Annotated in this window: 30 protein-coding genes; 17 read left to right on the forward strand and 13 right to left on the reverse strand. The window is 38.8% G+C overall.

What is annotated here, in order from left to right; genetic code table 11:
- The first annotated feature begins 13 nt into the window (after positions 1–13).
- Positions 14–841 carry a metallophosphoesterase gene (locus tag EHQ59_RS11975; RefSeq protein ID WP_135619871.1) on the forward strand — a complete coding sequence of 276 codons (828 nt, stop codon included), beginning with the start codon at positions 14–16 and terminating at the stop codon, positions 839–841.
- A gap of 6 nt (positions 842–847) precedes the next feature.
- Here EHQ59_RS11975 and EHQ59_RS11980 read toward each other — a convergent pair whose 3' ends face one another.
- The 7 genes from EHQ59_RS11980 to flgN all read right to left on the reverse strand — a co-directional run bounded on the left by EHQ59_RS11980 (position 848) and on the right by flgN (position 6,451).
- The gene (locus EHQ59_RS11980) at positions 848–1,255 is read right to left on the reverse strand and encodes an OsmC family protein (RefSeq protein ID WP_135619872.1); all 408 of its coding nucleotides are present in this window, start codon (positions 1,253–1,255) and stop codon (positions 848–850) included.
- Entirely contained in the window at positions 1,252–1,926 is a 675-nt protein-coding gene (locus EHQ59_RS11985; protein WP_135619873.1) for a lysophospholipid acyltransferase family protein, read from the reverse strand. Before EHQ59_RS11985 ends, EHQ59_RS11980 begins: the two co-directional genes overlap by 4 nt.
- A 61-nt stretch (positions 1,927–1,987) precedes the next feature.
- The gene (gene csrA, locus EHQ59_RS11990) at positions 1,988–2,227 is read right to left on the reverse strand and encodes a carbon storage regulator CsrA (RefSeq protein WP_135619874.1); all 240 of its coding nucleotides are present in this window, start codon (positions 2,225–2,227) and stop codon (positions 1,988–1,990) included.
- A 3-nt stretch (positions 2,228–2,230) separates the two neighbouring features.
- Positions 2,231–2,692 carry a flagellar assembly protein FliW gene (fliW, locus tag EHQ59_RS11995; RefSeq protein ID WP_208652380.1) on the reverse strand — a complete coding sequence of 154 codons (462 nt, stop codon included), beginning with the start codon at positions 2,690–2,692 and terminating at the stop codon, positions 2,231–2,233.
- A 52-nt stretch (positions 2,693–2,744) separates the two neighbouring features.
- Positions 2,745–4,010: a flagellar hook-associated protein 3 gene (locus EHQ59_RS12000; protein ID WP_244245527.1), complete on the reverse strand. Its 1,266-nt coding sequence runs from the start codon at positions 4,008–4,010 to the stop codon at positions 2,745–2,747.
- A 5-nt stretch (positions 4,011–4,015) separates the two neighbouring features.
- Complete coding sequence (gene flgK / locus EHQ59_RS12005; RefSeq protein ID WP_135619877.1) at positions 4,016–5,929, reverse strand: flagellar hook-associated protein FlgK; 1,914 nt, start codon at positions 5,927–5,929, stop codon at positions 4,016–4,018.
- Positions 5,930–5,938: 9 nt separating this feature from the next.
- Positions 5,939–6,451, reverse strand: coding sequence for a flagellar export chaperone FlgN (flgN, locus tag EHQ59_RS12010; protein WP_135619878.1), 513 nt, complete (start codon positions 6,449–6,451; stop codon positions 5,939–5,941).
- 86 nt (positions 6,452–6,537) lie between these two features.
- Between flgN and EHQ59_RS12015 the strand changes: the two genes are divergently transcribed.
- Entirely contained in the window at positions 6,538–6,726 is a 189-nt protein-coding gene (locus EHQ59_RS12015) for a DUF1289 domain-containing protein (RefSeq protein WP_135619879.1), read from the forward strand.
- On the opposite strand, the gene EHQ59_RS12020 is transcribed toward EHQ59_RS12015, so the two are convergent.
- On the reverse strand, positions 6,719–7,006 hold the full coding sequence (locus EHQ59_RS12020) for an LIC10235 family protein (RefSeq protein WP_015677117.1): 288 nt from the start codon (positions 7,004–7,006) through the stop codon (positions 6,719–6,721). The two genes, EHQ59_RS12015 and EHQ59_RS12020, sit on opposite strands and share 8 nt — an antisense overlap.
- Before the next feature lie 216 nt (positions 7,007–7,222).
- Here EHQ59_RS12020 and EHQ59_RS12025 point away from each other — a divergent pair, with 216 nt between their 5' ends.
- Complete coding sequence (locus EHQ59_RS12025) at positions 7,223–7,552, forward strand: Mpo1-like protein (RefSeq protein WP_135619880.1); 330 nt, start codon at positions 7,223–7,225, stop codon at positions 7,550–7,552.
- A gap of 7 nt (positions 7,553–7,559) precedes the next feature.
- Positions 7,560–8,150, forward strand: a complete 591-nt coding sequence (locus tag EHQ59_RS12030; protein WP_135619881.1) for a hypothetical protein — start codon at positions 7,560–7,562, stop codon at positions 8,148–8,150.
- Here EHQ59_RS12030 and aat read toward each other — a convergent pair.
- Entirely contained in the window at positions 8,128–8,793 is a 666-nt protein-coding gene (aat, locus tag EHQ59_RS12035; RefSeq protein WP_135619882.1) for a leucyl/phenylalanyl-tRNA--protein transferase, read from the reverse strand. The two genes, EHQ59_RS12030 and aat, sit on opposite strands and share 23 nt — an antisense overlap.
- Entirely contained in the window at positions 8,790–9,521 is a 732-nt protein-coding gene (locus EHQ59_RS12040) for a hypothetical protein (RefSeq protein WP_135619883.1), read from the reverse strand. Before EHQ59_RS12040 ends, aat begins: the two co-directional genes overlap by 4 nt.
- A 12-nt stretch (positions 9,522–9,533) precedes the next feature.
- Here EHQ59_RS12040 and EHQ59_RS12045 point away from each other — a divergent pair, with 12 nt between their 5' ends.
- From EHQ59_RS12045 to EHQ59_RS12105, 13 genes are all read left to right on the forward strand, one after another.
- Positions 9,534–10,706, forward strand: a complete 1,173-nt coding sequence (locus EHQ59_RS12045; RefSeq protein ID WP_135619884.1) for a hypothetical protein — start codon at positions 9,534–9,536, stop codon at positions 10,704–10,706.
- Positions 10,703–11,077 carry a hypothetical protein gene (locus EHQ59_RS12050; RefSeq protein ID WP_135619885.1) on the forward strand — a complete coding sequence of 125 codons (375 nt, stop codon included), beginning with the start codon at positions 10,703–10,705 and terminating at the stop codon, positions 11,075–11,077. Before EHQ59_RS12045 ends, EHQ59_RS12050 begins: the two co-directional genes overlap by 4 nt.
- A gap of 86 nt (positions 11,078–11,163) precedes the next feature.
- Positions 11,164–11,646, forward strand: a complete 483-nt coding sequence (locus EHQ59_RS12055; RefSeq protein WP_135620025.1) for an RNA polymerase sigma factor — start codon at positions 11,164–11,166, stop codon at positions 11,644–11,646.
- On the forward strand, positions 11,630–11,983 hold the full coding sequence (locus EHQ59_RS12060; protein WP_135619886.1) for a hypothetical protein: 354 nt from the start codon (positions 11,630–11,632) through the stop codon (positions 11,981–11,983). The genes EHQ59_RS12055 and EHQ59_RS12060 overlap by 17 nt, the downstream gene beginning before the upstream one ends.
- A 5-nt stretch (positions 11,984–11,988) precedes the next feature.
- The gene (locus EHQ59_RS12065; RefSeq protein WP_135619887.1) at positions 11,989–12,369 is read left to right on the forward strand and encodes a hypothetical protein; all 381 of its coding nucleotides are present in this window, start codon (positions 11,989–11,991) and stop codon (positions 12,367–12,369) included.
- Between the two features lie 71 nt (positions 12,370–12,440).
- Complete coding sequence (locus EHQ59_RS12070; protein WP_015676633.1) at positions 12,441–13,115, forward strand: response regulator; 675 nt, start codon at positions 12,441–12,443, stop codon at positions 13,113–13,115.
- Positions 13,108–14,472, forward strand: coding sequence for a HAMP domain-containing sensor histidine kinase (locus EHQ59_RS12075; RefSeq protein WP_135619888.1), 1,365 nt, complete (start codon positions 13,108–13,110; stop codon positions 14,470–14,472). The genes EHQ59_RS12070 and EHQ59_RS12075 overlap by 8 nt, the downstream gene beginning before the upstream one ends.
- Positions 14,473–14,523: 51 nt before the next feature.
- A complete protein-coding gene (gene argJ / locus EHQ59_RS12080) occupies positions 14,524–15,678 on the forward strand; it encodes a bifunctional glutamate N-acetyltransferase/amino-acid acetyltransferase ArgJ (RefSeq protein WP_135619889.1) in 1,155 nt (384 codons plus the stop codon).
- On the forward strand, positions 15,675–16,943 hold the full coding sequence (locus EHQ59_RS12085; RefSeq protein ID WP_135619890.1) for a hypothetical protein: 1,269 nt from the start codon (positions 15,675–15,677) through the stop codon (positions 16,941–16,943). Before argJ ends, EHQ59_RS12085 begins: the two co-directional genes overlap by 4 nt.
- Positions 16,940–19,309: a PP2C family protein-serine/threonine phosphatase gene (locus EHQ59_RS12090; RefSeq protein WP_135619891.1), complete on the forward strand. Its 2,370-nt coding sequence runs from the start codon at positions 16,940–16,942 to the stop codon at positions 19,307–19,309. The genes EHQ59_RS12085 and EHQ59_RS12090 overlap by 4 nt, the downstream gene beginning before the upstream one ends.
- A 15-nt stretch (positions 19,310–19,324) precedes the next feature.
- Positions 19,325–20,206, forward strand: a complete 882-nt coding sequence (locus EHQ59_RS12095) for a M50 family metallopeptidase (protein ID WP_135619892.1) — start codon at positions 19,325–19,327, stop codon at positions 20,204–20,206.
- Positions 20,207–20,263: 57 nt separating this feature from the next.
- Entirely contained in the window at positions 20,264–21,196 is a 933-nt protein-coding gene (locus tag EHQ59_RS12100) for a UDP-glucuronic acid decarboxylase family protein (RefSeq protein WP_135619893.1), read from the forward strand.
- A 1-nt stretch (position 21,197) separates the two neighbouring features.
- A complete protein-coding gene (locus tag EHQ59_RS12105; RefSeq protein ID WP_135619894.1) occupies positions 21,198–22,325 on the forward strand; it encodes a Re/Si-specific NAD(P)(+) transhydrogenase subunit alpha in 1,128 nt (375 codons plus the stop codon).
- A gap of 67 nt (positions 22,326–22,392) precedes the next feature.
- On the opposite strand, the gene EHQ59_RS12110 is transcribed toward EHQ59_RS12105, so the two are convergent.
- From EHQ59_RS12110 to hisS, 3 genes are read right to left on the reverse strand one after another with little or no spacing between them, the layout of a single operon-like run.
- On the reverse strand, positions 22,393–23,301 hold the full coding sequence (locus tag EHQ59_RS12110) for a lysophospholipid acyltransferase family protein (RefSeq protein WP_135619895.1): 909 nt from the start codon (positions 23,299–23,301) through the stop codon (positions 22,393–22,395).
- Complete coding sequence (locus EHQ59_RS12115; protein ID WP_135619896.1) at positions 23,298–23,831, reverse strand: phosphatase PAP2 family protein; 534 nt, start codon at positions 23,829–23,831, stop codon at positions 23,298–23,300. The genes EHQ59_RS12110 and EHQ59_RS12115 overlap by 4 nt, the downstream gene beginning before the upstream one ends.
- Positions 23,828–25,141 (reverse strand): histidine--tRNA ligase, encoded by a 1,314-nt coding sequence (gene hisS / locus EHQ59_RS12120; protein ID WP_135619897.1) that lies wholly within the window; start codon positions 25,139–25,141, stop codon positions 23,828–23,830. Before hisS ends, EHQ59_RS12115 begins: the two co-directional genes overlap by 4 nt.
- Positions 25,142–25,158: the final 17 nt, after the last annotated feature.

Here is a 25,158-nt window from a genome sequence, read left to right on the forward strand (position 1 = left end):
GGATCCATCCCAAATGAAATTTGCATTGATTGGAGACATCCACGGCTATTGGAACCAAAAAGACATTGAGTATTTCAATGAGTCTGATTATGACTTTTTATTTTTTACAGGAGACCTAAGAGGAAATCCCAAACTGGGAAAAGTTTCCTTCCAAGGTCTCACCAAACGCGCGTACATGATTCCAGGGAATTGGGATGGAACCAGTCTCACATCCGTCATCGGTGAGATTGTACAATCTCGTCTGCTTATCCGATCGGGTCATTTGGGACAAGGGAAACGGTTACAAAAACTTTCCGAACGAGTCAAACCCATCACCATCCTTGGTTATAGTTCTCTTGTACTGTCTCAAGAATTGGATTTGTCTCTCATTGTGGGACGACCACATGCCATGGGTGGAGGACTTAGCTTTGCCCCTCACCTAAAAAAAACCTATCACGTGACAGATATGGAAACTTCCCTCGCGACATACAAACGACTGATTGATGGAACCAAGGAAAAACATTTACTTTTTCTTTCGCATAACGGGCCTTTTGGTCTCGGTTCTGCCAAAAATGCGATGTATGGTGCTGAATTTAAAAAAGAAGGTGGGGATTGGGGAGACCTTGATTTAACAGAAGCAATTCAATATGCCAAGTCCATTGGAAAAAAAGTTCCCCTGGTTCTCTCAGGGCACATGCACCATTCCATCAGCAAAACCAAAGAAAGGGAAACCCATGAATATACGGGTGGGACTTTTTACGTGAATGGAGCCAAAGTCCCAAGGATCCGAGAAGGAAAACATTTCCACACAAAGATCGAATGGACAGGGGGTTCTGCCACCGTCATCCCGATGTGGGTATGATCAAGTTTAAGGCATAAGTGTAGTTTCAATTTCGATTTTACCAGAGAGGATTTTATGAACAGGACAAGCATTGGCAACGGAATACAACCTTTCCCTTTCCTCTGGTTTTAAATTTCCTTTGAGAATGACTTCACGAATGAATTTGTGATCTTCAGGGGAACGTTTATCGATTGTTACTTGGACGGAAACAGAATCTAACGCATACCCTTTTCTGTCTGCATACATACGAATTGTAATCGATGTACAGGCACCTAAGGAAGAAGCAAGAAGTTCCGTTGGCATTGGCCCTAGGTCAGTTCCTTCTTTATCCGCTGGTTCGTCGGAGATCCACTCGTGTTTGCCTTTAGTGATTTTCGTTTCGTATTTGGTTTTTTCTGTGGTGACGATGACTTTGTCTTCGAATACTGCTGTCATTTCAAATCTCCTTTGCGAATTCGTTCCGCTTCTTGGATTGCTTTGTCCCGATTTTTTAACATAGCATCTTCGACTTTCAATCTCATTTTTTCAAATTCTTCCTCGTTCAAATTGCGAGGGACTTGAATTGGTTCCCCATACGATACAACAAAGGTGGTAAATGGTTTTGGCACTCTGTGTTTGTCCCAGGCCCTCTCCAATACCCATTGCCTCGTACATTCATAATGAAAGGGAACAATCGGAACTTGTGTGACTTGTGCCGCAGCAATGATTCCAGGTTGTAACACAAAAGCAGGTCCCCTTGGTCCATCAGGAGTGAATGCGGCAGGTAATCCTTTTTTTAAATGTTGGATCACAGATTTTAAAGCTTTGGATCCACCTTTGGAACTACTGCCACGCACACTTGTGTTTCCAAACCGATGTACGACTTGGTTGATATAATCTCCGTCCTTTGATTCAGAAATAAGAACAGCAACGTTTTTGTTTCGGTGTAAATACGGAGAATACAAAACATTCGTATGCCAAATCGAATAGATATAAGGTTGTTTGTTTTGAAATAAGTGTTCGTATTGTTCGTTTTTGAGGATTCGAAATCGTGATGTAAAGCCGATTAGACGTTGGAACCAAACAACGATTAATGGTAATAGCCTAACTAAAATTTTTCGTTTCAAAAGAGGAAATCACTCCCTGGAGATTGTCTCCAGAGAATTTTGTGTGGAAGGAAAGATCAAGTTAAGTTTTTTTCTTAAATAAGTCTCCCAACTTGCCTAAATCTTCTGGTTTGATATTTGTACCAGCAGCCTTTTTGTTCTCTTCTTGGATTTCTTTGTACACTTCTGCTCTATGGACAGAAACATTTTTCGGAGCTTTGACACCAATCTTTACTTGATCCCCTTTGATATCAACAATGACAATTTCAATGTCATCACCGATGATAATGGATTGGTTACTTCTCCTAGCTAAAACTAACACGAGCTAAACCTTTTCGGAAGACATTTCTTCCATTGACTCGATGATGTTTTTACGAATGGGATGGTTTTCATCTCGGGAAATACATTGTTTTCCTTTTCCTTCTTTCCCATTCAGGATGATTGGCCCTTGTAAATTGGCAGTCATCCCTTTGGGATTGTCATGTGGAATGGTCACAATGAGAAAGATTATCCCTTCTTTCCAACTAGTTAAACCAATGTCATGTAACTCTTCGTCACTGATGGCTGGTTTGTAATGATTCATAAACAATTCAGGTTGGATCACAATGAATGCGAGACCCGATTCTTTTGTGGATTGTAACCATTTGAATGGACTTTCTGCACTTTCTTCGATCAGCGCATATTCATCAAATTCTTCAAATCCCAGTAACCCTTGTGGGAAATTTAGAATTTGTTTTGAATCCACTTGGATGGTTCCGAAAGGTTTTGTATGAATCGTTACCGACATTCTAGTTCCTGTTGTTTCTAATCTTTCTAATGTGCCTGTCATTTAATCCCAATTACCTGAGGAAATCCATCAATGTTGGTTTGATGATTTTGGATCCTACATTTAACGCATAACTATGAATTGTTTCCAACCACTTCATGTTCATGATAGTTTCTGGAAAATCAATCCCTTCGTTTTTAGCAAGAAGTTCTGTCATGTACATTTTATCGTAAGAAACTCGTTCTTCATGTTGTTCCAAACGATTCATACGTGCACCAATGGTAGAACGATGGCGTAAAATATTTTCTAATGCTAAGTCCAAATCACCTAAATCGCGACCACCAATTCGTTCTTGGTCTTTTTGAATGAGGTCATTTCGAAGTTGGATGAGAACATCAAAAACAGAAAGTCCTGTTACCGTTGCCGATTTAGAAAAATTATTCGGTGGTTCACTGGCACTAGGTTCAACTAGCCCGATATCGCGTAACACTGTTCCCCCATCTACATCCTCTAACCAAATTTGGTGAGGAGCTGTGGAAGAAATCGAAATGTTATCTTGAGCAAGTTTACTTGCTTTCACTTCCAAAGGAGCGTTATTGATTTTATCAATCACATCATCAATGGTATCACCCACAGAGATATGGATTTCTACTCCATCAATTTTGAACTTTTGGTCGGAGGTCGCTTGGTAAGCTGAGTTGTCCACTTTGGATGTGACACTTACGTTTGTTCCCCAAAACACTTTGTTCCCTGGGATGGTGATGGGAATGTATTCCCCTTTTTCAATCTCACGGAGTTGTTCCCCGATATCCCCGCGGTATTCGACACCCACGTATTGGTTTTTCAGTTCTAGGCCTTGCAAACCTTTAATTTTTGATTCAATTGGTTCAAATGGAGGTCTTTCGATGACATGTCCACCAAACAACGGTTGGCCTGTCGCATCACGTGCGTTGGCAAGATCCACGATGGCACGTAGGTGTTGGTCGATTTCTTTTCCAATGGCCACTTCGAGTTCAAACCCTTTGTCCCCTTGGTAAATACCATTCCCTGCTTGTACGGTTAAAACACGTACCCGTTGGAAGATTTCACCCATCTTATCGAGGACACCATCAATCTGTTGCAGACGTTGGTATCCGTCCCCAATGTTTTCTTCGTATTGGGAAAGTTCGTTCAGTCGGGATCGAAAGTACATTTGGTTTGTGGCGGCACCGGGATCATCTGAGGGTTTACGGATTTTTAATCCAGTCCCTAGTTGCGTTTGGGTTTCGTCCATTGCCACTTGGTGGCGGTTTAAGTTCCGCACCAAGGAATTGTTTTGCATCATGTTAGTGATTCTGATCATGATTATACACCTAACCTATTGATGATGGTATCTAACATTTCATTGAGTGTGGAGATCATCCGAGCCGAGGCATTATAAGATTGTTGGAACTGAACCATATTTGCCATCTCCTCATCTAAATTCACACCCATCACGGACTGACGCATGTTTTCTAATTCCACCATCAGTTCGTTTTGCGTCGTATACTCTTGTTTGGCTTCACGAGCTTCGGTTCCCAATCTTGAAATGAGTGAGTTGTAAAAATCATCCGTTGTTTTGGAGTAATCAAACATCACTGGTTTTTCACGAAGGGCTGCCGCAATGAGTAGTGCATTGGACCCGTCTTTTTGACCGTTTGGTGAATTGTAATCACCAGATCCATTCACATCTTTACCCCGACCAGCAGCAATGTTTGCTGGGTTATTTCTCACATCATCAGACATTTTAAAGAACGAAGATGGATGGTACATCGGAGTGAGTGTGATGTCTTGGGCATTGGATTGGAACTTATTGATCTCACCAATTTTACGGTAATCAAAAGATCCAGAGACTCCTGAGGCAGTCAAAATTCCCGTGAGACCTACAAGGAGTTCTCCAGAATCTTCCAAGTGGCGGATCATAAAGTTTTCTTTTTTATCGTTTGGGTTTGTCGTTGCTTTTAGCGCCAACTGGTTGTCATGCGACATGTAAGCCACAACCCCAGTTTCCGAACGATTGATTCGTTTGATGACGGCATTTAAGGTATCATCTTTGGAATAGGGTACAAGGATCTCTGTTTCCCCACCAGGACTTGCTTTGAGAAATCGCATGGTCCCTGAGATTCCAATCGGGCGATCTGGATCAAGGGAAGTGCGACCTGTCACACGAAAGACTGCTGTTTTATCGTTCAGTCCATCACCATCGGTATCAATTTCCCCGAAGGTATTGGTGGCAAGAGCTCTTTGTTCAAAGAAGTTCACATTGGTTTTGCCATTCAGTCCAAATCCATCTTTATGGATTTCGTTGATGACATCCATGGCATTGATTGCAAGTGCATCCACAGCATTGATTTTTTCGACAAGGATTCGGTCTCGGATTTCATACAGAGCTTGGATACTTCCCTTTCGCAGAAGCACTGTATCTCCTGTTTGTGACCATTTTAAATCAAGCAGTCCATCGTTGTTTGGATTTCCTACCAAATCAATTTTATGAACCTTTTGTCCTTGGATGAGGATTTGTTGGCCAATAAAAACCATCAGTTCATCTTCATCACTTCGTCCAATCGTGATGTCAGCCATACCAGCGAGTTCTTGTAATAGTTCATCTCGTCTGTCTAAAAGATCATTAGGATTATCACCTAACGCTTGCGACTTGGTAATCTTTTCATTGAGTGATTTGATGTTTTCAGCAACAGTATTGAGGTGATTGACTTTTGCTTCAATTTCACGGTTCGATTGGTCACGAAGAAGGGATAGTTTTCGATACACATCTTCCATTCTGGAACCAAGGGCTTCTGCTTTTTCCTGAACTACCGCACGGTGTGCTGTTTCTTCTGGGTAATTGGAAAGGTCTTCCCAGGATGACCAAAATTGGTCCATCATGGACCTGAGTGTGGTTCCCGTTGGTTCGTTAAAAACCGTTTCTACTTGGTACAAATAATCATTTTTTTTGCCCCAATACTCTTTGAGGGAAGAGGAATCAATGATGCGATCGTCAATGAAATTATCACGAACTCGTTCAATCTCAGAGATCTTGACCCCTTGTCCAATTTGGCCAGGAACTTCTGCGCGGTTAAACGCTGGATCGTAAATTGGATCCATACTGTTCATGACAACTCTTTGACGCGCATAATGTTTGTTATCCGCGTTGGAAATATTATGACCTGTGGTTTGGATCGCCTGTTGGTGGACCGAAAGTCCTCGTTTTCCGATTTCTATACCTTGGAATGTGGATCCCATACGATTCTCCTAGGCAGTCGCGTTCAAAATGATCGCGCCTTTTTGGCTCTGCCCACGCCTTGTTGGTTGTTTGTGAGAGGTATATACCTTTTCACGAGATAACTCTTGCAACGAGTCTACGGTTGCTTGTAAAAATTCTTTTCTGGTTCTTAGAAGTTTTTCGTTCGTAATGATGGCGTCTTTTAAGTCTGCCACCACCTTCTTTAGTTCCAATGCAAAGGTTTTGAGTTTAAAATTGGACTCACGGTCCATTTGGTTTAAAAAATGAGTGAGTGTGATGGAAGATTCGTCTTTTTGAAACTTTTCCTTTTCATAGACATCTTCTATGGTTTTCATCCGGATTCGTTCCAATTCCGATGCTTCTACCATGATATGATAACTTTCTTTGACAAAGGACTCGAGTGATTTGCCGTCCGCTTGGTGGATGGCCTGTCTTTTTTTGCCTTCCAAATCCAAAAGGCGCTTGTAACAGTCTATTTCTGTAGTAAATAAACTTCTAAGTGATTCTACCCAATCCAACATGCGAATTCCTTTTCCCTTATGGGAAGGATCGACGGATTCCCAAACTAGCTTAGGAAAATTTATAAAAATTTACTATTTTCAGGTCTATGTCTCGAAACTCACCGTGTACGAAAGTCTGTATGATGGATCCCGAATCTGGGCTTTGCGCGGGCTGTTTTCGTACGATTGAGGAAATTGGGAATTGGTCTAGGATGACCGAAGAAGAGAAAAAAAAGGTTTGGGAGGAGCTCCCGCTACGAAAGGCGGGAAACTCTACCAAGGATTCGGTTATTTAGAACCTTTATCAATTTTATTGCGGTGTTCTTCACAGAGTCTATAGAGTTGATCTGTAGATGGATTTTTCTTTGTGACTTTTTTTCCGCATACAATACACATCCCTTGTGCTCTTCTTCTTTTGTATAACAATTGAACTCGTTCGGCACCTGATAAATTGTATTTACTGATTTGAAGACGAACTCCTTTTACCAAATAACTTCCGATGGCAGACTCTTCTCCTTTTTTTAATTCGGAAAAAATCTTGTTCAGCTCATCCGGTTTAATCGATTTAGGTTTCATACAATCTCCTGCTTTCCTACTAAATTTAACTCTCTGTTAGTTTCTAAATGTTAATGCACATTAGTTTCCACCCACTAAAGCGCAACTCTATTTTAAAATCATATCTGAATTCCCGAATATAGATTCAAAATCTAGGGACAAACTCTAATATTTGGAATCATTTTTGTGTTGGCAAAGTGAAAAGATCGACTAAGGTTTAGTGAAAGGAACCAAAACATGGAAAAGAAATACAAAACTCTCAAAGATTTTTTCCCATTTTACTTAGAAGAACACAGTAATCCAATCAATCGTGCATTACATTTTATTGGCTCAAGCCTTGCTCTTGGATGTATCTTAGGGTTTATCACTACTGGTAAATTTTATATTTTAGGTTTGGCACTTGTTAGTGGGTATTTCTTCGCATGGATCGGACATTTTTTTATCCAAAAGAATCGTCCTGCAACCTTCACTTACCCTCTTTATTCCTTTGTTTCCGATTGGATCATGTATTTCAAAATGTTAACTGGTCGCATTGATGCTGAATTTGCCAAAACGAAGTCAAAATAAAATTAAGATGAATCTAGTTCTCAATTTCCTCATCATCATTGTTTTGTTTTTATCGTGTCGTCCGAATTCGATCACGAAAGAAGAGATCACTTCGATACGAGACCAAAATCATGAAAACTTGGTCCAGTATTCCCAAATGATTTTACCAAAAATTTTAGGGAGTGAATTCAAACGAATGGAAGTCGGTTTGGACAAAGACAATCAGAACGAAGTTCATATCACTTACGGTAGCAATTCAGCATTGACCTTTAATGATGCGACCGAGTATCGCAAAGTGAGTTTAGAATACCAAAGTTTAATTTTATTACGAATTGGTTATGCTTTAAGCTTACACCAGTTCCACCGTCTTTCTTTGAGTTTGTCCAAACCATTCTTCATCCAAGGGGAAAAGAATCCTGAGACAGAAATCCAAGAAGCAGAAATTTTGCGAACCACGATAGGCCAACAGGATTTAATCAAATTTTTGGAAGACCATCCTAATTATGATCCTTACAAAGCACCGATGATTGGGGAAAAAGAATGGGAATCGATTACAAAAGAAGTGCAATCACTTTGGAAAGTCGAGTTGGATGAAATCAGTCGAGTGAAGGTGGAATGACCCAAGTGGATGGTGTTTCCACTGCTTTTTCCAAACGATCCAAATAAGACAATTTTGGGATCTCATAAGCACCTAACTGCCAAGTCACATGATTGAGTTGTTGGGTGTCAAATAATACAAAACCCGAAACACGGAGTTTTGCAAACAAATGGTAGAGGGCAATTTTTCCTGCATCTGACTCAAAGGAAAACATACTTTCCCCTGCAAAAAACTTTCCGATCGCTACCCCATACACACCACCTACAAGAACATTCTCTTTGTTCCAAACTTCTACTGAATGGGCCCAACCTTGTTTGTGAAGTTCCCGATACCCTTCGATGAAACCAGGTGTGATCCAAGTATTGTCTTTTTCACGGTAAGCGCAAGCTTCCATAACGATGGAAAAGGCTTCATTAAAACTAATCCGAAAACGATTTTGTTTTACTTTCCGCAAAACGGTTTTCGAAAAATGGACTCGGTTTAAATCAAAGATCGCACGAGGATCCAAACAATACCAACGAATCGGATCTTCCGACCAAGGGAAAATACCATGCGTATAGGCGTATAACAAACGATCTACGGAAAAGTCGCCACCAACGGCGACCAAATCTTCCCTCCACTCTCGTGGGTTTTTAAAAAATTGTGCAAAACTCCTTTTTGTCAAGGTTCCAAAACTTCCTTTGGATAATCATAAACGATTTTTACTTTTAAACTTTTCCCGTTTTCATCATTGATATTGGAAAGTCCTTCGAATTGTAAAATTCGGCGAGTTTGTACATCATATACTAATAAAAAGGGTTTCACCACTTGTTTCAAAACAAAGTTATCAATTTCCAAACGCATGTAGGTGGCAGGTCTTCCTTTCCATTCACCGTCTCTGATTTTTAATACCGCAAATTTATAATCATCGAGTTGAACGGGTGCAATGAAATGAAAGGATAATCTTTCTCCATTTGCGATCGCGTCCCAATTGTTTCGAACGAAATAATCAAACCCACCATCCATCACAGCTGGGGTTTTGGGAGTATAGGTTTTCTCAGAAAGTGGGTCTTCTTTTTTCCTTTTGTAAAATAACCGTACCGACTTGCCCTTAACGTCAGCTCCTTCTGTGTATCCATCGCGTTCGTCTACCGTTTTGAATGTGGGAACTTCTGGGTTCTGATCAAATTCAATGTGTTTCGATCCAAACACCTTTCCATTCGCATCTTTGTATTGGATTTCGGAGTGAGTGTGTTTTCCATTATTATAATATTCTTTATGATTATCCGAGTAGATGTATTTTCCTGTCGTTAGGTCGTAGGCTTTGCCGTAATATTGGAATCTAGGTTTTTCTGCTAGAAGTGGCAAAAAGGATGGAAAAACTATGGCGAAAATTAGGATTTTACGTATCATATTCTTTAGACCATGAAAAAATACAGACTGACTGACCAACGGACACTTTTAGGGATCGTTTCCAAACTCACGAACACCGTCCTACAAGATAGGGACACCAATCAAAAGATCACACTCACAAATCCCGTTGCCGTCAACGATATCTTAAAGTCAGTCCATATCACCATTGAAACCACAGAACCTTTGGTTTCCAAACCGAAATCCCTGGTTTGTGTCCTAAAAGAAAACCGAGTGGAACTCCGGGTCAAACCAGTGAATCCCTACCAAGATGATTTACTCCAAGTGTATGAGATTTTAATCGAACCCTTGGAGCGTTCCGCCAAACGAGCGGCAATCGAAGACATCGCGGCATACGAACTCAAGATGGCACAAACCGCTGATTTAGGTACGGTCATCTCTATCTATGGAAAAACTTCGATCATCAACCAAGCACTCAACCAATGGCAAGTCCACTTAGAGCAGGTTTTGACAAATTTTGGTTACTTCATCAAAAAGGTGCAAATTGGTTTTTATTACGCTGCGGACACACAACTCATGGAAGCCCTTGCCACTTCCAAAGCACCATATTACGTCCGTGATGCGAATCGCAGAATTTTTTATACTGACAGAGGATTTTACAGCCCCAAAAAACTAAGTGAGATGTACGTTCGATCCTATTTAGATTCCTTACTATTGAACAATACAAAATCCACTTTAATTTTTCCGTTTTTTGCCAATGGAAAAGTTTTACTTGGGTATTTTGAAATCATCAGCAATTTACCTGACTTGGGAAATCCCACCCTACAATCCAATATCGAAGGCCCAGAGGGAATTGGTCCTTTGTTATCCTTTTTAGACCAAAAGGCTGAAGAATTTGTATTCCAATTAGAATTTGCGTATGCAAAAGATTGGGAGACTATTATTCGCACAACACCTGTTAGAGACATTAGCCAAGATGGTCGTGGAATTGGTATCAACCTTCCCAAAGGAACCAATATTGATGGAAGGCCAATTGGCTCTCCCGTTTCCTTTCAGTTAAAAATCAATTCTTCGCCATATACATTTTTTGGAAGTTTACGGAGTCTAAAAAAAGGAGAAAATGATACCACAAACATTGGTTTACAAATTTTCCAATGTGACAAATCAGAAGGTATGTCTCTCCTAAGTACCTATGCATCAAATTTAATTGGAGAAGCTGTTTCATGACACCTGAGCAGTATGAAACGATTATCACACTTTTAACAGAGATCCAAAACCAAGGAGGATCGGATCCATATCGATTGGCTTTGTATTTAGTTCCCCACATTGGGATTATCTTCGGAACCACATTTTTGTTTTTTTTGTTTCAGTGGTGGCATAAACAGAAAATGGCACTCATCCAAACAGGGCAATACAAACCATGGAGTTTTGACATCAGATTGTATTCATTTTTCCTAGGTCTTTTGTTGACATTCACTGGATTTGCCTTATCGTTTGTATTTATACTCGTCTTAGGTCGTTCTATGGCGATGTTAGGAGGGTTAATCCCATTCGCAATTGGACTCGGTCTCTTGACCTTTTACAAACTGAGCCGGTAACAGAGACCAAACGGAAATGTAACGACGAAGACTGGAATTCCATCCAACTTGTCTTACGTGGAGATGTGTCTCAATTTGAAGTACTGATGAAACGGTACCAAGGAATGCTATATTCTCAAGCCCGCAGAGCCTTCCTTTCGGAAGAAGAAGCGGAAGATTTTACACAAGAAATTTTTCTCAAAGCCTACGAATCCCTAAGTCAATTTCGCGGGGAAGCCCAATTCTCTACTTGGTTATTTCAAATTGCAAAGTTTCGCTTAACAAAAGTTAACAAAAAGAAAACACATCTCCTCACCGATTGGTCAGAAGATGTCACAACCGTTCCGGATCAATCCAATCCATCCGTTGTGGAAATGTTAGACAAAGAAGAAACTCATCTCACCTTACATTCCCTCATTGCAAAACTTCCAAAATCATACCAATTGCCAATACGATTGCATTATTTTGAAAACAAACCTTTAAAGGAAATTGCAAACGATCTCAATATCAAACTGAATACCATCAAAAGTCACATCTCCAGAGGAAAAGACCTATTAAGGAAATGGTGGTCACATGAAATCGAAGGATAAACCCAAACCAGAAACTAATCTCTTTTCGGAAGTGGATCCTTTTTTAAAACATTCGGATGCACCATCCATCATTCGGTTTCGGGTTCTGGGACAAATTTTACCACTTAAGTTTTTGTTTTCCTCCGTATTCGTTTCGTTTTTATTATTACTCATTCCTTTTGGAACCATGTTGTTTTCTATCAAACAGGATGAAAACTCCGTGTATTTGTTACCACTTCTCATCAGTTCTAGTTTGTTTTTTTGTTTTTATTCACTCGTGCTTGGCTTTTTACTCCTCAACACAAGAATTCCTTTTCTGAATGCATGGAAAGAGAAACTTGGATTTGAAGAGGTTTGATTTTTGTGAAAGGTTTATTCGTTTCTCTTATATTTCTTTTTGTTTCATCCATTTCTGCTGAGGCACTTCCTTCCGCAGAAGAATTCCTAAAAATGGATTTAGACAAATCCATTCGATTGGTTGAATCCTTATCCAAAGAAGACTCAAAAGTCCTCGTTTCCGAACTTCGGACTGAGATGAAAAAATCTTATCCAAAGGCCGATCATTTTTATTTTCTCATCTCTCACCTGGAAGAAATCCAAGCCATTGAAAAAGAACAAGCAAGACTCAAATCCTTACTTTGGGTGTATGTTCTTGCCTTTATTTTGTTCACTGGTTTTTTGGGGTTGATTTTACTCCGCCAACGAAAGGCGATCCGAGACATCAACCAGATGCTTGGACATTAAAAAGGAATCGATTTTTTGTCACGAGTTTGTATTCTTTTTGTAACAAACACATGTTACTTTGAAATAAATTCATGAAAATATTGATAGTTGATGACGAAGAAGACATTGCGGGACTCATCCAATTCCATTTGGAAGAAGAAGGGTTCCAAACAGAAGTTTGCCATAATGGAATGGAAGTTCTCCCTCGTTTAGAAAAAAATCTACCTGATGGAATTATCTTAGATTTGATGTTACCTGGCATTGGTGGAATGGATCTTTGCAAACGAATCAAAGAAAAATACCCACAAATTCCTATCTTAATGGTCACTGCCAAAACAGGTGAAACAGATGTGGTCCTTGGCCTTGAGTTAGGTGCGGATGATTATATCCGAAAACCATTTAACATTAGAGAACTTGTGGCACGTGTGCGAACCGTTACACGTAGAACTACAGACCCTAACCAAGAAGTACAAGGTACAATTACCACGGGAAAAATCCAAATCAATCCTACTGCTCACAAAGTGTTTGTGGAAGGCACAGAAATTGATTTAACTTTAATTGAGTTTAAGTTATTACAACTGTTTGCTGGAAACCCTGGAGTTGCTTTTTCAAGAGACAAACTATTGGATAGGATTTGGGGCAAAGATGTTTTTGTTACCGATCGCACAGTGGATGTCAATATCAAACGCCTAAGGGACAAATTGCTCTCAGAAAAAGAACGACTCGAAACGATCCGCGGAGTCGGTTATCGATTCCGAGATGCGTAGTTTTTTTTCCACACTACTTCTACTCAACTGGGGTCTGTTACTTGTTTTACTGACCCTTGCCTTAGGTGTATTTTACATCTATGACTTAGTTGTGCCTGCTGTTAGGCCACTCATCCTATTTGGATTTGTTCTCATATCTATTTTTGGAACATTTTACATTTCCACAAACATCGCTATGCGGATCACAGACCCACTTGCCACAGTTGAGAAAAAAACCAAAGAAATTAATGCAGGTGATTTTGGTGTAGAATTATCTTCGCCTGACATTCGTGAGTTGGCAACACTAACAGCCTCCATCAATGAAATGGCAAAACGACTCAAAGTTCAATTTTTGGATCTCACTGTCGAAAAAGAAAAATTTAATTATTTACTACAGAATTTAAAAGAAGGTGTTTTCGCAATCGATCGAAATCATAAATTTTTATTTCTAAATCGAAATATTTCAGACACTTTAATCGAACAAAATTCCCAATTTAAAGATTTTGCACCTTCTATCAAAAACAAAGAACTATTCAGTTTTATATCAGACAAAATCAAATCAGGAAAAGAAGGAAAAACCGAATTTCAAGACGGACTTCATTTTTATACTGCACGTATTTATCCAATTAAATCAGACGCCATGGTTCAACTCTACATTGGAGTGATTTCAGACATTACGGAAGACCGGCAAAACCAAATGATTCGGGAACAATTTTTCCAAAATGCTTCCCATGAATTAAAAACCCCAATTACATCTATCAAAGGTTATGCGGAAACACTCGAATATAAATTAAAATTATCTCCCGATTCAAACGAGCGAAAATTTTTGGATGCCATCCTTCGCAATACGGAACGACTGATTCGCATTGTAGAAGACATGTTAACTGTTTCCCGATTGGAAAGTCACAAAACGATTTTAAATCTAACGGATGTCTCTCTTTTGGATCTTGTGAAAAATGTTTCAGAATCTCTGGGAGTGATTTATTCACAAAAAAAACAAAATCTAGTTTTGGACATTCCTTCTGATTTGAAAGTCAAAGCGGATCGACTCCTACTTGAAGATTTGTTAGTGAATTTGATATCCAATGCTTCCGCTTATAGTCCCGAAGGTGCAAACGTAATCGTCAAAGCAAGTTCCACAGAGGAAAACAATCAAATACAAGTCATCGATAGCGGAATTGGCATTTCAGCCGAGGATGCTGAACGAATTTTTGAACGGTTTTTCCGCGTAGATACCAATCGTTCCAGAAAAGAGGGAGGAACGGGTCTTGGCCTTTCCATCGTAAAACACATTGCCAGACTGCATTCCGGTGAAGTTTCCGTGTCTCCAAACCCAAAAGGTGGATCCATTTTCTCCTTTGTTTTTCCTAAAAAATAGATTCTCGTAAGAGAAGTCCCCGGATAAAATATTGGTATCCGGTAGGTGATTATGAAGTATCCTTTGGGATTTTACTCCTTTGGCAAAAACATTGGTATCAAAGATACAAGTTTAGATTTTGCAGTGATTTATTCCGAAGTGCGTTGCCATGCAGCGGCCGTGTTCACTCGGAATAATTTTCCAGGAGCTCCTATCTATGTTGGAAAAGATCATATAAAAGATGGATACTTACAAGCCATCGTCATCAATTCCAAAAATTCCAATGTGGCAACGGGTGAAAAAGGAATCCAAGACTCCTACCAAATCTGTGAAACCTTAGCAAAATCATTGGGGATTGCCAAAGAAGATATTTTACCCTCATCCACAGGTGTGATTGGTGTTCCCCTTCCTATTGAAAAAATTCTAACCGCCTGTGCAACTGCCAAAGAAAACTTACAACCAGGGAACTTGGAAGAAGTGGCCGAAGCCATTATGACAACCGATACCACAAAAAAAATTTCCTACCGCACGATCACTCACGAAGGAAAGGAAGGTGTGATGGTTGGTATCGCCAAAGGTGCTGGGATGATTGAACCAAACATGGCGACAATGTTATCTTATATACTTTGTGATTATTTACCAGAGTCGAAAGATCTAAAAGGAATTCTAAAACGAGTAGTCGACCAGACTTACAATTGTATCACCATTGATTCAGATACTTCCACGAGTGATACAGTGGTTTTGATGTGTTCTGGAAAATTGGGTACCATTCCCGATGCCATCTTTACTTCCAATTTACTAGAAATCGCAACTACTCTTTCTAAAAAAATTGCAAGAGACGGAGAAGGTGCTAGTAAATTAATCGAACTCACCGTAAAACAAGGAAGAGACGACCTCCAAGTCACAAAAATTGGAAAATCCATTCTCAATTCCCCTCTTGTCAAAACAGCTATTTATGGAGGAGATCCGAATTGGGGAAGATTCATTATGGCAATTGGTAAAGTTTTCGATGAACCAATTCCCTATGAAAACTTAGTAATCCAATTAGGTGGAATTTCCGTAAAAGGAGCAGACAACGAAACTAAATCGAAGTTAGCCGAATATTTAAAATCCAATGAAGAAATTTTGATTAACGTAGAATTAAATACAGGTTCATTTCAAAAAACATTTTGGAGTTGTGATTTTACAGAAGGATATATTCAGGAAAACGCCTACTACACGACATGATTTCGAATAAAGTAAAAAATACGTTTAAATTCTTTTTACCGTCGAGTTACCAATTAAAACTCTCGGTAACCAATATATTTACTCGTACTGTTTTTATTTTATTTGTTTATATCTCTTATTTTATCATTTTATTCCAAATTCCTGAGTCCATGTCCTACAGACTCGAACTAGCACTTTTACTTACCTGTGCTTTTTCTCTGATTTTATACCTACCACTGATTGAACGATTAACAAGACTCATACGGACAAAGTTTTTATCAGAATATCTAACGGAAGATGCGGAATCCTACCGTCAAGCGATCAAACGATTCAATTTTGATGCTTTAATCAAAAATGTGTTTCCCGATATGGTGAAAATCACGGGAAGCCAATCGGGTACGATGGCTGTTCTCACTCAAAACGGAACCTTTGCCTTTCACTCTTACTTTCGCGGAAGACAAAAAAAACTAAGTCCAACCAAAGACATTGTGGTAAAAACAAGTTTCCAATCGTTTTTGCTAGCTAACCGAAACGGAGCTTCCGTTGCGAGTACCTTCGCCAATGAAAACATCAACAATGACTTTATGGAACTTCACGCGAATTATATTTATCCGTTTATTTTTCGCGAAAAATTATTTGGTTTTATTGCTGTATCCAATATCCCAAACTCTGATGTGATTCACAGTTTGTCTTTGTTAGCTGGTCAGTCCGCGTTAACCATTCACAATCATATCCTTTCTTACCATATCTCCGAAAACAAAAAATACCAAAAAGAAGCGGAATATGCTGTTCGCGTACAAAATTTATTGGAAACAGGCACAGTTCCGAAACTACTTGGTTGGGAAATCACTCCTTTCAAACGAACCAATCGTAACTTAATCGAATTTTTCCAAGTAGAAGATGGAAGTTGGTTTTTTGTCATTTTAAATGCTGGAAAATCTTATCAACACATCGGTATCATTCTTTCCTATATATTAGGAGTTGTGTATTCACAATCTAGATTAAAACTTCTCAAAGGATTTTCTGATATTAAATCGCTAATACAAACCACCTTTCAAAAGTTAGATTGGAAAGAAAACTATGAAATGATCATTGGAAAAATTGGTTATTCCGAGTTGTACATCATCCAAGAAGGCAAACAATTTAAAATCTTACGGAATACAGAAGAAGTGGTCGCAAGTATGGGTTGGAAAAATATGATCAGTATGGACAAAGGTCCCATCATTATCCAACAAAGAGGTGAACCTGTTCTCAAATTTAATTTTATCGAGTCAGAACTAAAATGAGAGAACTTGCGATCACAATCCTCTCCTCATTACTATTTTTTTTACTTCTATTTTTTTCCTTTTTAGGAGTCCAAAATAGTTCCAAACGACTTCCTTTTTATTATTATCCATCTGGTCTTATCGTAAATATTGGGGAAGAAAATCGAAGTCATTGGGGAAACTCAATCGTAACATCCGAATTGGAAACATTTGAATCCATTCAGGATCTTACGAACCTAGACTCGTATCGATTGAAGATTCGAAATTCAGATGGAAAAGTTTACGAAGAGGAGTTTCAGCTAAAAGATGTTCGCAAAACAGATGTTTTGGGAGTATTTTTTTCCGATTTGTTTTTAGCTTTTTTCAGTTTAGCGATAGCAGTTTATTTTTATTACTCTACTCGAGATGCCTTAATTTTTGGATTTTTCTTTAATTTTGGACTGATTATCCTATCCAATGTATTTGTATTAGCATTCAAAAATTCGATTTTTTTATTCATCCTAACTTTGTATCTGGGAAGTTTTCTCCAATACCACCTGATCTATCGCCTTCGTGGGAAAGAAATCAATTCGAAGTGGCTATTACCACAAATACTCATCTCATTCATTATGGCAATGATTGCCTCGCAAGAACGTTACGATATGGTTTTGATCGAAAGGATTGCGATCATTGCACACGCTATCACTGTTTTATTTGGATTGATTAATATCATAGCCAATGTATTTGAACTGCTTCGTTCTAAACCACAAGATGAATCTCTCTTAAAACGATTGGTACTCATCATTTCAATTTTACTTTATGTGGCCCTCCCTACTAGTATTTTGTTTTTTGATGGGTATCCTTGGTTTTACGTCCATAGATCATTATTTATTACCACCTATTTGCTGTTTATATTAAGTTTTTTTTATGGAACTTACCGTTATACCTTTGTTCCTTCCTTTGTGATCTTCACCCCCAGTCTTGTTACATTAATTTTAGTTGGAATCATTTTAGGAACATACATCGGTTCCATTTTTATTTTAGATTATATATTACCAATCCGTTACCTGAAAGATCGATGGGTGTTTAATTTTATCTTTTTGTTTTTAGTCACTGCGTATTTGATCCCTCTCAAATTAAAGGTAAAGGAATTATTTGATTATTGGTTTTTTGAAAAAAATCCAAAACTCAGTGCGGGAATCAACAAAATCACAGCGCTATTGTCTTCTCCCCTCTCCATGAGAAAAACCATTCTCACGATCAACAATACTGTCAAAGATACGGTGAATGTTTCGAACTTAATCATATTAATCCCTGGGGATCAATTTGCTAATACAGACTTACGTAATATCAATTTTATGAGAATTTCGCCTCAGTCCGAAATTTGGAATTATTTCAAAAGTACGGATCGAGTCACAGTGACTTCCCATTTAGAATACGGAATTGGTTTAAGAGAAACACTTTATAATTTTTTAAAAGGATTACACATCCAATTAGCATTCCCTGCTTACGATTCCTCCTCTAACAAAAAAAATATCCAAGCGATGATACTCATCGGTGAAAAATTGGATAAAAAATATTTTTCCATTGGAGAACTAAAGTTTATCAACGAAGTAGTTAAAATTTCCGGAATGTTACTGGAAAACTATAGTTTGTTAGAAGACGAAATTCAAAAACGTAAAATTGTTCGGGATATCCAAACAGCATCCATCGTTGACAATACACTCAGGTTGATTTTACCAAGCGAAATCAAAGGCATTGATTATGGTTATATATCCAAACCTGCTGTTGGAATTTCAGGAGATTATTTAGATATCATACCAATCTCCAATACAAAAATGATCGTACTCTTAGGTGACGTTGCGGGACATGGACTTGGTACTGGATTTTTAGTGAGTGCTATTAAGGGAATCGTAAGAGAACAACTCCGCAATGGTACATCACTAGAAGGTTTATTTCGTGAAATCAATTCCTTCTTTCGAGCAAGATACAAAGGAAACGAATTTATGACCTTACTCGGTGGGATTTTTGATTCCACAGAGAACGTATTTAAATATGTAAATGCAGGTCATCTTTCTTTAATTGAAATGCGCACCGATGGCCAAATCAAATTACATTCCAAAACACAGAGGGTACTGGGAATTTTAGAAACAGATTACCATGTCCAAGAACTCAAATTATTACCAGGTACAAAACTCTTTTTGTATTCCGATGGCATCACGGAAGCCTTTAGCGAACGAGATGAAATTTTTGGGGAAGAAACACTGATCGATTTTTTGCATTACAACGCACACAAATCGGTTAAAGAACTTCCTGCCCTCCTGGATGTCCGGATGACCCAGTTCCGAGGCAACCGCGAACAATCTGATGATATTACATTTATTGGTCTTTCTTTTAGCCCAAACTAGCCGATACTTAAACCGATGATGGCAGAAAAACCGGTTAAGTTTGTCATTTTTTTATCTCTCATTTTGAGTTTAGTGGCGTTTTGGGATCACCAATTCACTTCTTATTTGAAAGAATTTGTGGTACTCATCCATGAGATCTGCCATGCCACAGCTGCCCTCTTTAGCGGTGGAGTTGTAAAAGGGATCACCTTACATGGGAACGAAGGGGGAGAAACCATTGCGGTCCCTGCATCCTTTCGTGGCTCGTTTATTTTAGTTGTATCTGCGGGTTACATTGGTTCCTCCCTTGTTGGTGCGTTTTTATTACGTTTAGGATTCCAAGGCCGTCATGCTCGCCAAACAATGATTTTGTTCGGATTGTTTTTAATTTCTGTCAGTGTTTTGTATTCCAAATTAGGTGATTTAGCTTATTTTACAGGAATTTTTTGGGGAGTAGGAATTCTCGTATTAGGAATGTTAGGCGAGACTTCATCGATCCTTTCCCTCGTATTTTTAGGAACGAGTATTTCCTTATATTCCTTATACGATTTGTCTGATTTTGCTGACCGCTTGACAGAAACGGATGCAGGCATTCTTGCCTTTTGGATGGCAGGACTTGGACCAGAGGATTTACAAAATGAGGAAATCCCAACCGTTGTCCTCATTTTAGGATATCTCATCGCAACCCTTTGGTCCCTCTTAAGCATTGGAATCATATTTATGTCCCTCAGATCCTCCCTTTCCCACGAGGAACACCACGATCACCAAGAGACGGTGGAACAGTTTGAACGATTCCCTGGTGAATTGTCACCAGAAGCAAAACTCTGGCTCGAAAAACGGGGAGTTGACCCGGAAAGTGGGATCGTTTTGCCACCCAATTTCTTTTTAGAACCTCCCTCGAAAGACAACCCAAGTTAGTCCTTACCGCAAATTTTCATTTGCGTAGGACACCGACTTCACAAATATAGAATCTCAATGGCAAAAAGAATTCTCATTACTGGTGGAGCCGGCTTCATCGGGTCCCATTTGGCTGAAAGATTGCTGCATGAGGGAAACAAAATCATTGTCTTAGACAATTTCCACACTGGACGAAAGGAAAATCTAACTCATCTTCTTTCGAATCCCAATTTTGAACTCATCCGTCATGACATTACCGATCCTATCAAATTAGAAGTGGATCAAATTTATAATATGGCATGCCCTGCATCCCCCGTTCATTACCAAAGTAACCCAATCAAAACAACCAAAACGAATGTATTAGGGATGATGAATATGCTTGGACTGGCAAAACGTGTGAAAGCTAGGATTTTACAAGCAAGTACTTCGGAAGTATATGGAAACCCTTTGGAACACCCTCAATCCGAATCGTATTGGGGCAATGTCAATACCATCGGGATTCGTAGTTGTTATGATGAAGGGAAACGTGTCGCAGAAACGTTATGTTTCGATTACCATAGACAACATGGTGTCGACATCCGAGTGATTCGAATTTTTAATACCTATGGACCAAGAATGATTCCTGATGATGGTCGTGTGGTAAGTAATTTTATCGTACAAGCATTACGTGGCGAAGACATAACCATTTATGGTGACGGAAGTCAAACAAGATCCTTTTGTTATGTTGATGACCTAGTCAATGGGATTATCAATATGATGAATGTTGAAAATTTTGTTGGACCTGTTAATTTAGGAAACGAAGGCGAGTTTACCGTAAAAGAATTAGCGGAACTTGTGATCAAAGAAACGGGAAGTAAATCAAAAATCATTTACCTTCCACTACCACAAGATGATCCAACTCGCAGAAAACCAAACCTAAGTTTGGCGAAAGAGAAATTGAATTATTCAACCACTGTTCCACTCGTGGAAGGTGTTAAAAAAACAATCGAATATTTTAGCAAAAGAGTATAAAATGAAAATAGGTGTAATCAAAGAACCATCGTTTGAAAATCGTGTTGCGATCACTCCAGATGTGATTGATCCTCTGAAAAAGTTAGGATTCACTGTAGCCATTGAAACCACAGCAGGGGATAATGCATTTTTCTCTGACCAAGATTATAAAGACGCTGGTGCATCTGTAGAATCAAGAGAGACAATTTTATCTGGGTCAGACATCGTAGTTTCCATCCATGCTTTGGATGAAGCCAGTGCCAAAAAAATTGGAAAAGATAAACTATACATTGCGACTCTTTCCCCATTGGCCTTCCCTAAAAAAGTAAAAGAAATAGCTTCCTCCTCTTTCAAAATCTTTTCAATGGATACAATCCCACGAATCACTCGTGCACAATCAATGGATGTTCTCAGTAGCCAAGCAACAGTTTCTGGATACAAAGCTGTTTTACTTGCCGCTTCCAATTACAGCAGATTTTTTCCAATGTTAACAACTGCTGCAGGAACCATCACACCTGCTAGAGTTTTAATTCTTGGTGCAGGAGTTGCTGGTTTACAAGCGATTGCAACCTCACGAAGATTAGGCGCTGTTGTTGACGTATTTGATACACGCCCTGAAGTAAAAGAACAGTGTATGTCTCTTGGCGCAAAATTTGTAGAAGTAGAAGGTGCAGCTGATGCATCGAATACTGGTGGTTATGCGGTAGAACAATCAGAAGACTACCAAAGACGCCAAAAAGAAGCCATTGCCAAGTATGCTGAAAAAGCAGACATTATCATTACGACAGCACTCATTCCAGGAAGAAAAGCTCCAGTTCTCATCACAAAAGAGATGGTGGATCAAATGAGACAAGGTTCTGTGATTGTTGACCTTGCCGCTGTGAATGGTGGAAACTGTGAGTTAACAGAAAATGACAAAACCATTGTTTACAAAGGGATCACCATCATTGGAAACTCAAACCTTCAAAGTACACAACCAATGGATGCAAGTAAAATGTATGCAAAAAACATTGTCAACTTTCTCAAATTGTTTGTGAACAAAGAAAAACAGTTCAACATCAACTTGGAAGATGAAATCATCAATGCTTGTATGATTGCAGAAAATGGATCCATCCGCCACAAACCAACACTTGCTCTTCTAGGAGAGTAACGATAAAACAAAAAAGGCCAGATCAACTCTGGCCTTTTTTACAATTTAAATCCCTAAAGTTTTACGTTTATTTCACATCCACTTGCGGTTGTGGTTGGGTTCGCCATCTGCGATGTACCCAAAAGTATTGTTCGGGAAATAACTTCACTTCTTCTTCGAGTGTTTTCGTCCAAAGTTCCGTATAATGACGGATGACTTCATCCTTTGTTGGGTATAATTTTTTATCCGCAAACCCAAGGTCTTTCACTCGAACGATCACTTTTCCGTTCTCACCAGCTAACACAGAATAATAGAGCATCTTCGCGCCTGTTAGGTAAGCCATAAGGGCTGGCCCAACAAAAGTGGAGGCTTGCCTGTTCATAAAAGGAACAAAAATGCCCGCCTTACCTGCGTTTTGGTCTGCCCCAAAACCAATCCAATATCCTTGTTTGAGTAATTTGATGACTTGTGTAGATTCTTGGACAGGAACTAAAACGACTCCATTTTTGGAACGCATCCGTTTTAGAAGAGTATCAACAAAAGGATTTCTTACCTTTTTGTAAATCCCTCCACCCTTCATACGAATTCCTAAAAATTGAACCAAAATTTCCCAAGTACCAAAATGCCCAGAAATCAGGATCACTCCCACACCTTGTTTTTTGGTTTCCTCTTCAATTTTAAGGCTGTTTTCATCGACAACAAGGTATTCATCTAACCAAGCGCGTGTCATACGAGGAGCCCAAAGTGTATGAGCAAGTAAAATTCCCAAGTGCCGGTAATGAGCTTTGACCAAATCCAAAATTTGAATTTCCGAATAATCTGGAAATGCAAAACGAATATTCTCTGCAGCCACCTTTCTATGTTTTTTATCAAACTTGTAAATTAAGTTCGTTAAAAACATTCCGTAAGTCAAACACCAACGGTAAGGTAAAATCTTAAATGGAAAATAGAATAAATAAACGATAATAAAAGATAATAAATAACCAATATATTTCATAACGTTACCAGGATTGGCCATAAGAAGTAATGAACTGTAACTGCGACAAGCCCAATACTAAACCCAATCATCCATCCTCCCACAATATCACTAACAAAATGATGTAAGGTGATTAACCTTCCAACACCCGCAAACAAACTAAAGAAAAAGAAATATGGTGTTTCTTTAAATGCAAAAACAAGAATAGTAGCCACAACAATTGAATTGGCACTGTGAGCCGAAGGAAAGGAATGTTTCATATCGGGATTAGAATCCACTTTTCCCATAACACTTACTAGGGGACGTTTTCTTGCAAAATACTTCTTTAAAACTAAAACCAATCTGTCAGTCAGATAAGTAAAAACCAAAACAAATGGCAAACTCAGATAAACTGGTTTGTATAAATCACTCAAAAACATCAAAGGTAACAAAACCAAAGCGAACATTTCTCCACGATTGATTCGTGACAAAATCCAACTTAAATGTTTATGATGTAAATGTTTTTGAATCCAAGTGGATAATTTAATATCAAAAGTACCAATCCAATTCATTTCGAAAGCTCTTCTTTGATCTTCTGAAGTGCTTCTGAGAAACTAAATGTATATTGGTTTCTAGTTGCCATATCTTTTAAAGTTACGGAACCAGATTTGATTTCATCTTCTCCTCGAAGTAAAATCCATCGGTATCCTTTTTTTTCTGCATAGGAAAGTTGTTTCCCCATTTTTTGAGAAACGAGTGATACTTCGACATTGATTTTTTCTTTACGCAATTCTTTTGCGAAATTGTGATTTTCGGCAAACGAAGAGTCATCTAAGAGTGGAATATAAACTGTGGAATCATTGGCAAAACTTGGCAATAAGTTATGTGCTGTTAAAAAGTTTTGTAAGGTAACATCACCCAAACCAAAACCAATCCCCGTTAACTCTTCATTCGAAAATAAACCTATTAAATTATCATACCTTCCTCCACCGTAAAGAGAACGTTTGTTTTGTGGGGAAGTATCAAAGATTTCAAAAATAAATCCAGTGTAATAATCAAAACCTCGGACGACAGAAGGATCAAAATGGATGATATCACCAAGTCCAATGGTTTTGATGTCTTCAAACAATCCCGTAATGGTACTTAATGTTTCTTCTTTGATACCAGGGATTTGTTTGAGTGAATCTACTGATGCATTCAAAAACAAATCAATTTTAGAAACCGCAGTTGGATCATTTGGAATGGTCTTGGAAACAAGAGCAACGTATTCGTCTTGTGTGATTTTGTTTTTTTTGTCCAAAATTTTAGAAACTTCATGAGCTTGGTTAGGACTTACCTTAAGGCCATCTAACAAAAATTCATCGAGAAGTGACCTATGAGAAATTGTAACCTTAAAACTATTTCTCGGCGCACCAAACGCAAAAAGAATGTCACAAGCTAAAGATAAAATCTCTAATTCGGCACGACTGCTTTGGACTCCAAACATATCCACATTGAGTTGCCAGTGTTCTCTGAGTCGTCCATGGCCTGGTTGTTCGTATCTCCAAAGGTTTGGAATGGAAAACCATCGAATCGGCCTTGGTAATTCTCTGAGTTTTTTTGCGACCATACGGGCAACCGTTGGTGTCATCTCAGGACGAATTGCGACTTCGCGATCCCCTTTATCAATGAAATTGTAGATTTGTTTTCCAACAATTTCTTCGCCAGTTTTGGCACGATATAAATCTAAAGACTCAACCATTGGTCCATCGTACTCTTCGTATCCGTACGACCTTACGACATCCTTCATAACTGAAAATAAATAGTTCCGAAGGCGCATGTCTTCGGGATAAAAATCCCGAGTGCCTTTATAGTTTTCTGTGGTTAGTTTTTGTTCTTTCAATGATGGCTCCTATTGAA

This window comes from Leptospira kemamanensis (genome assembly GCF_004769665.1).
Lineage (GTDB): Bacteria > Spirochaetota > Leptospiria > Leptospirales > Leptospiraceae > Leptospira_A > Leptospira_A kemamanensis.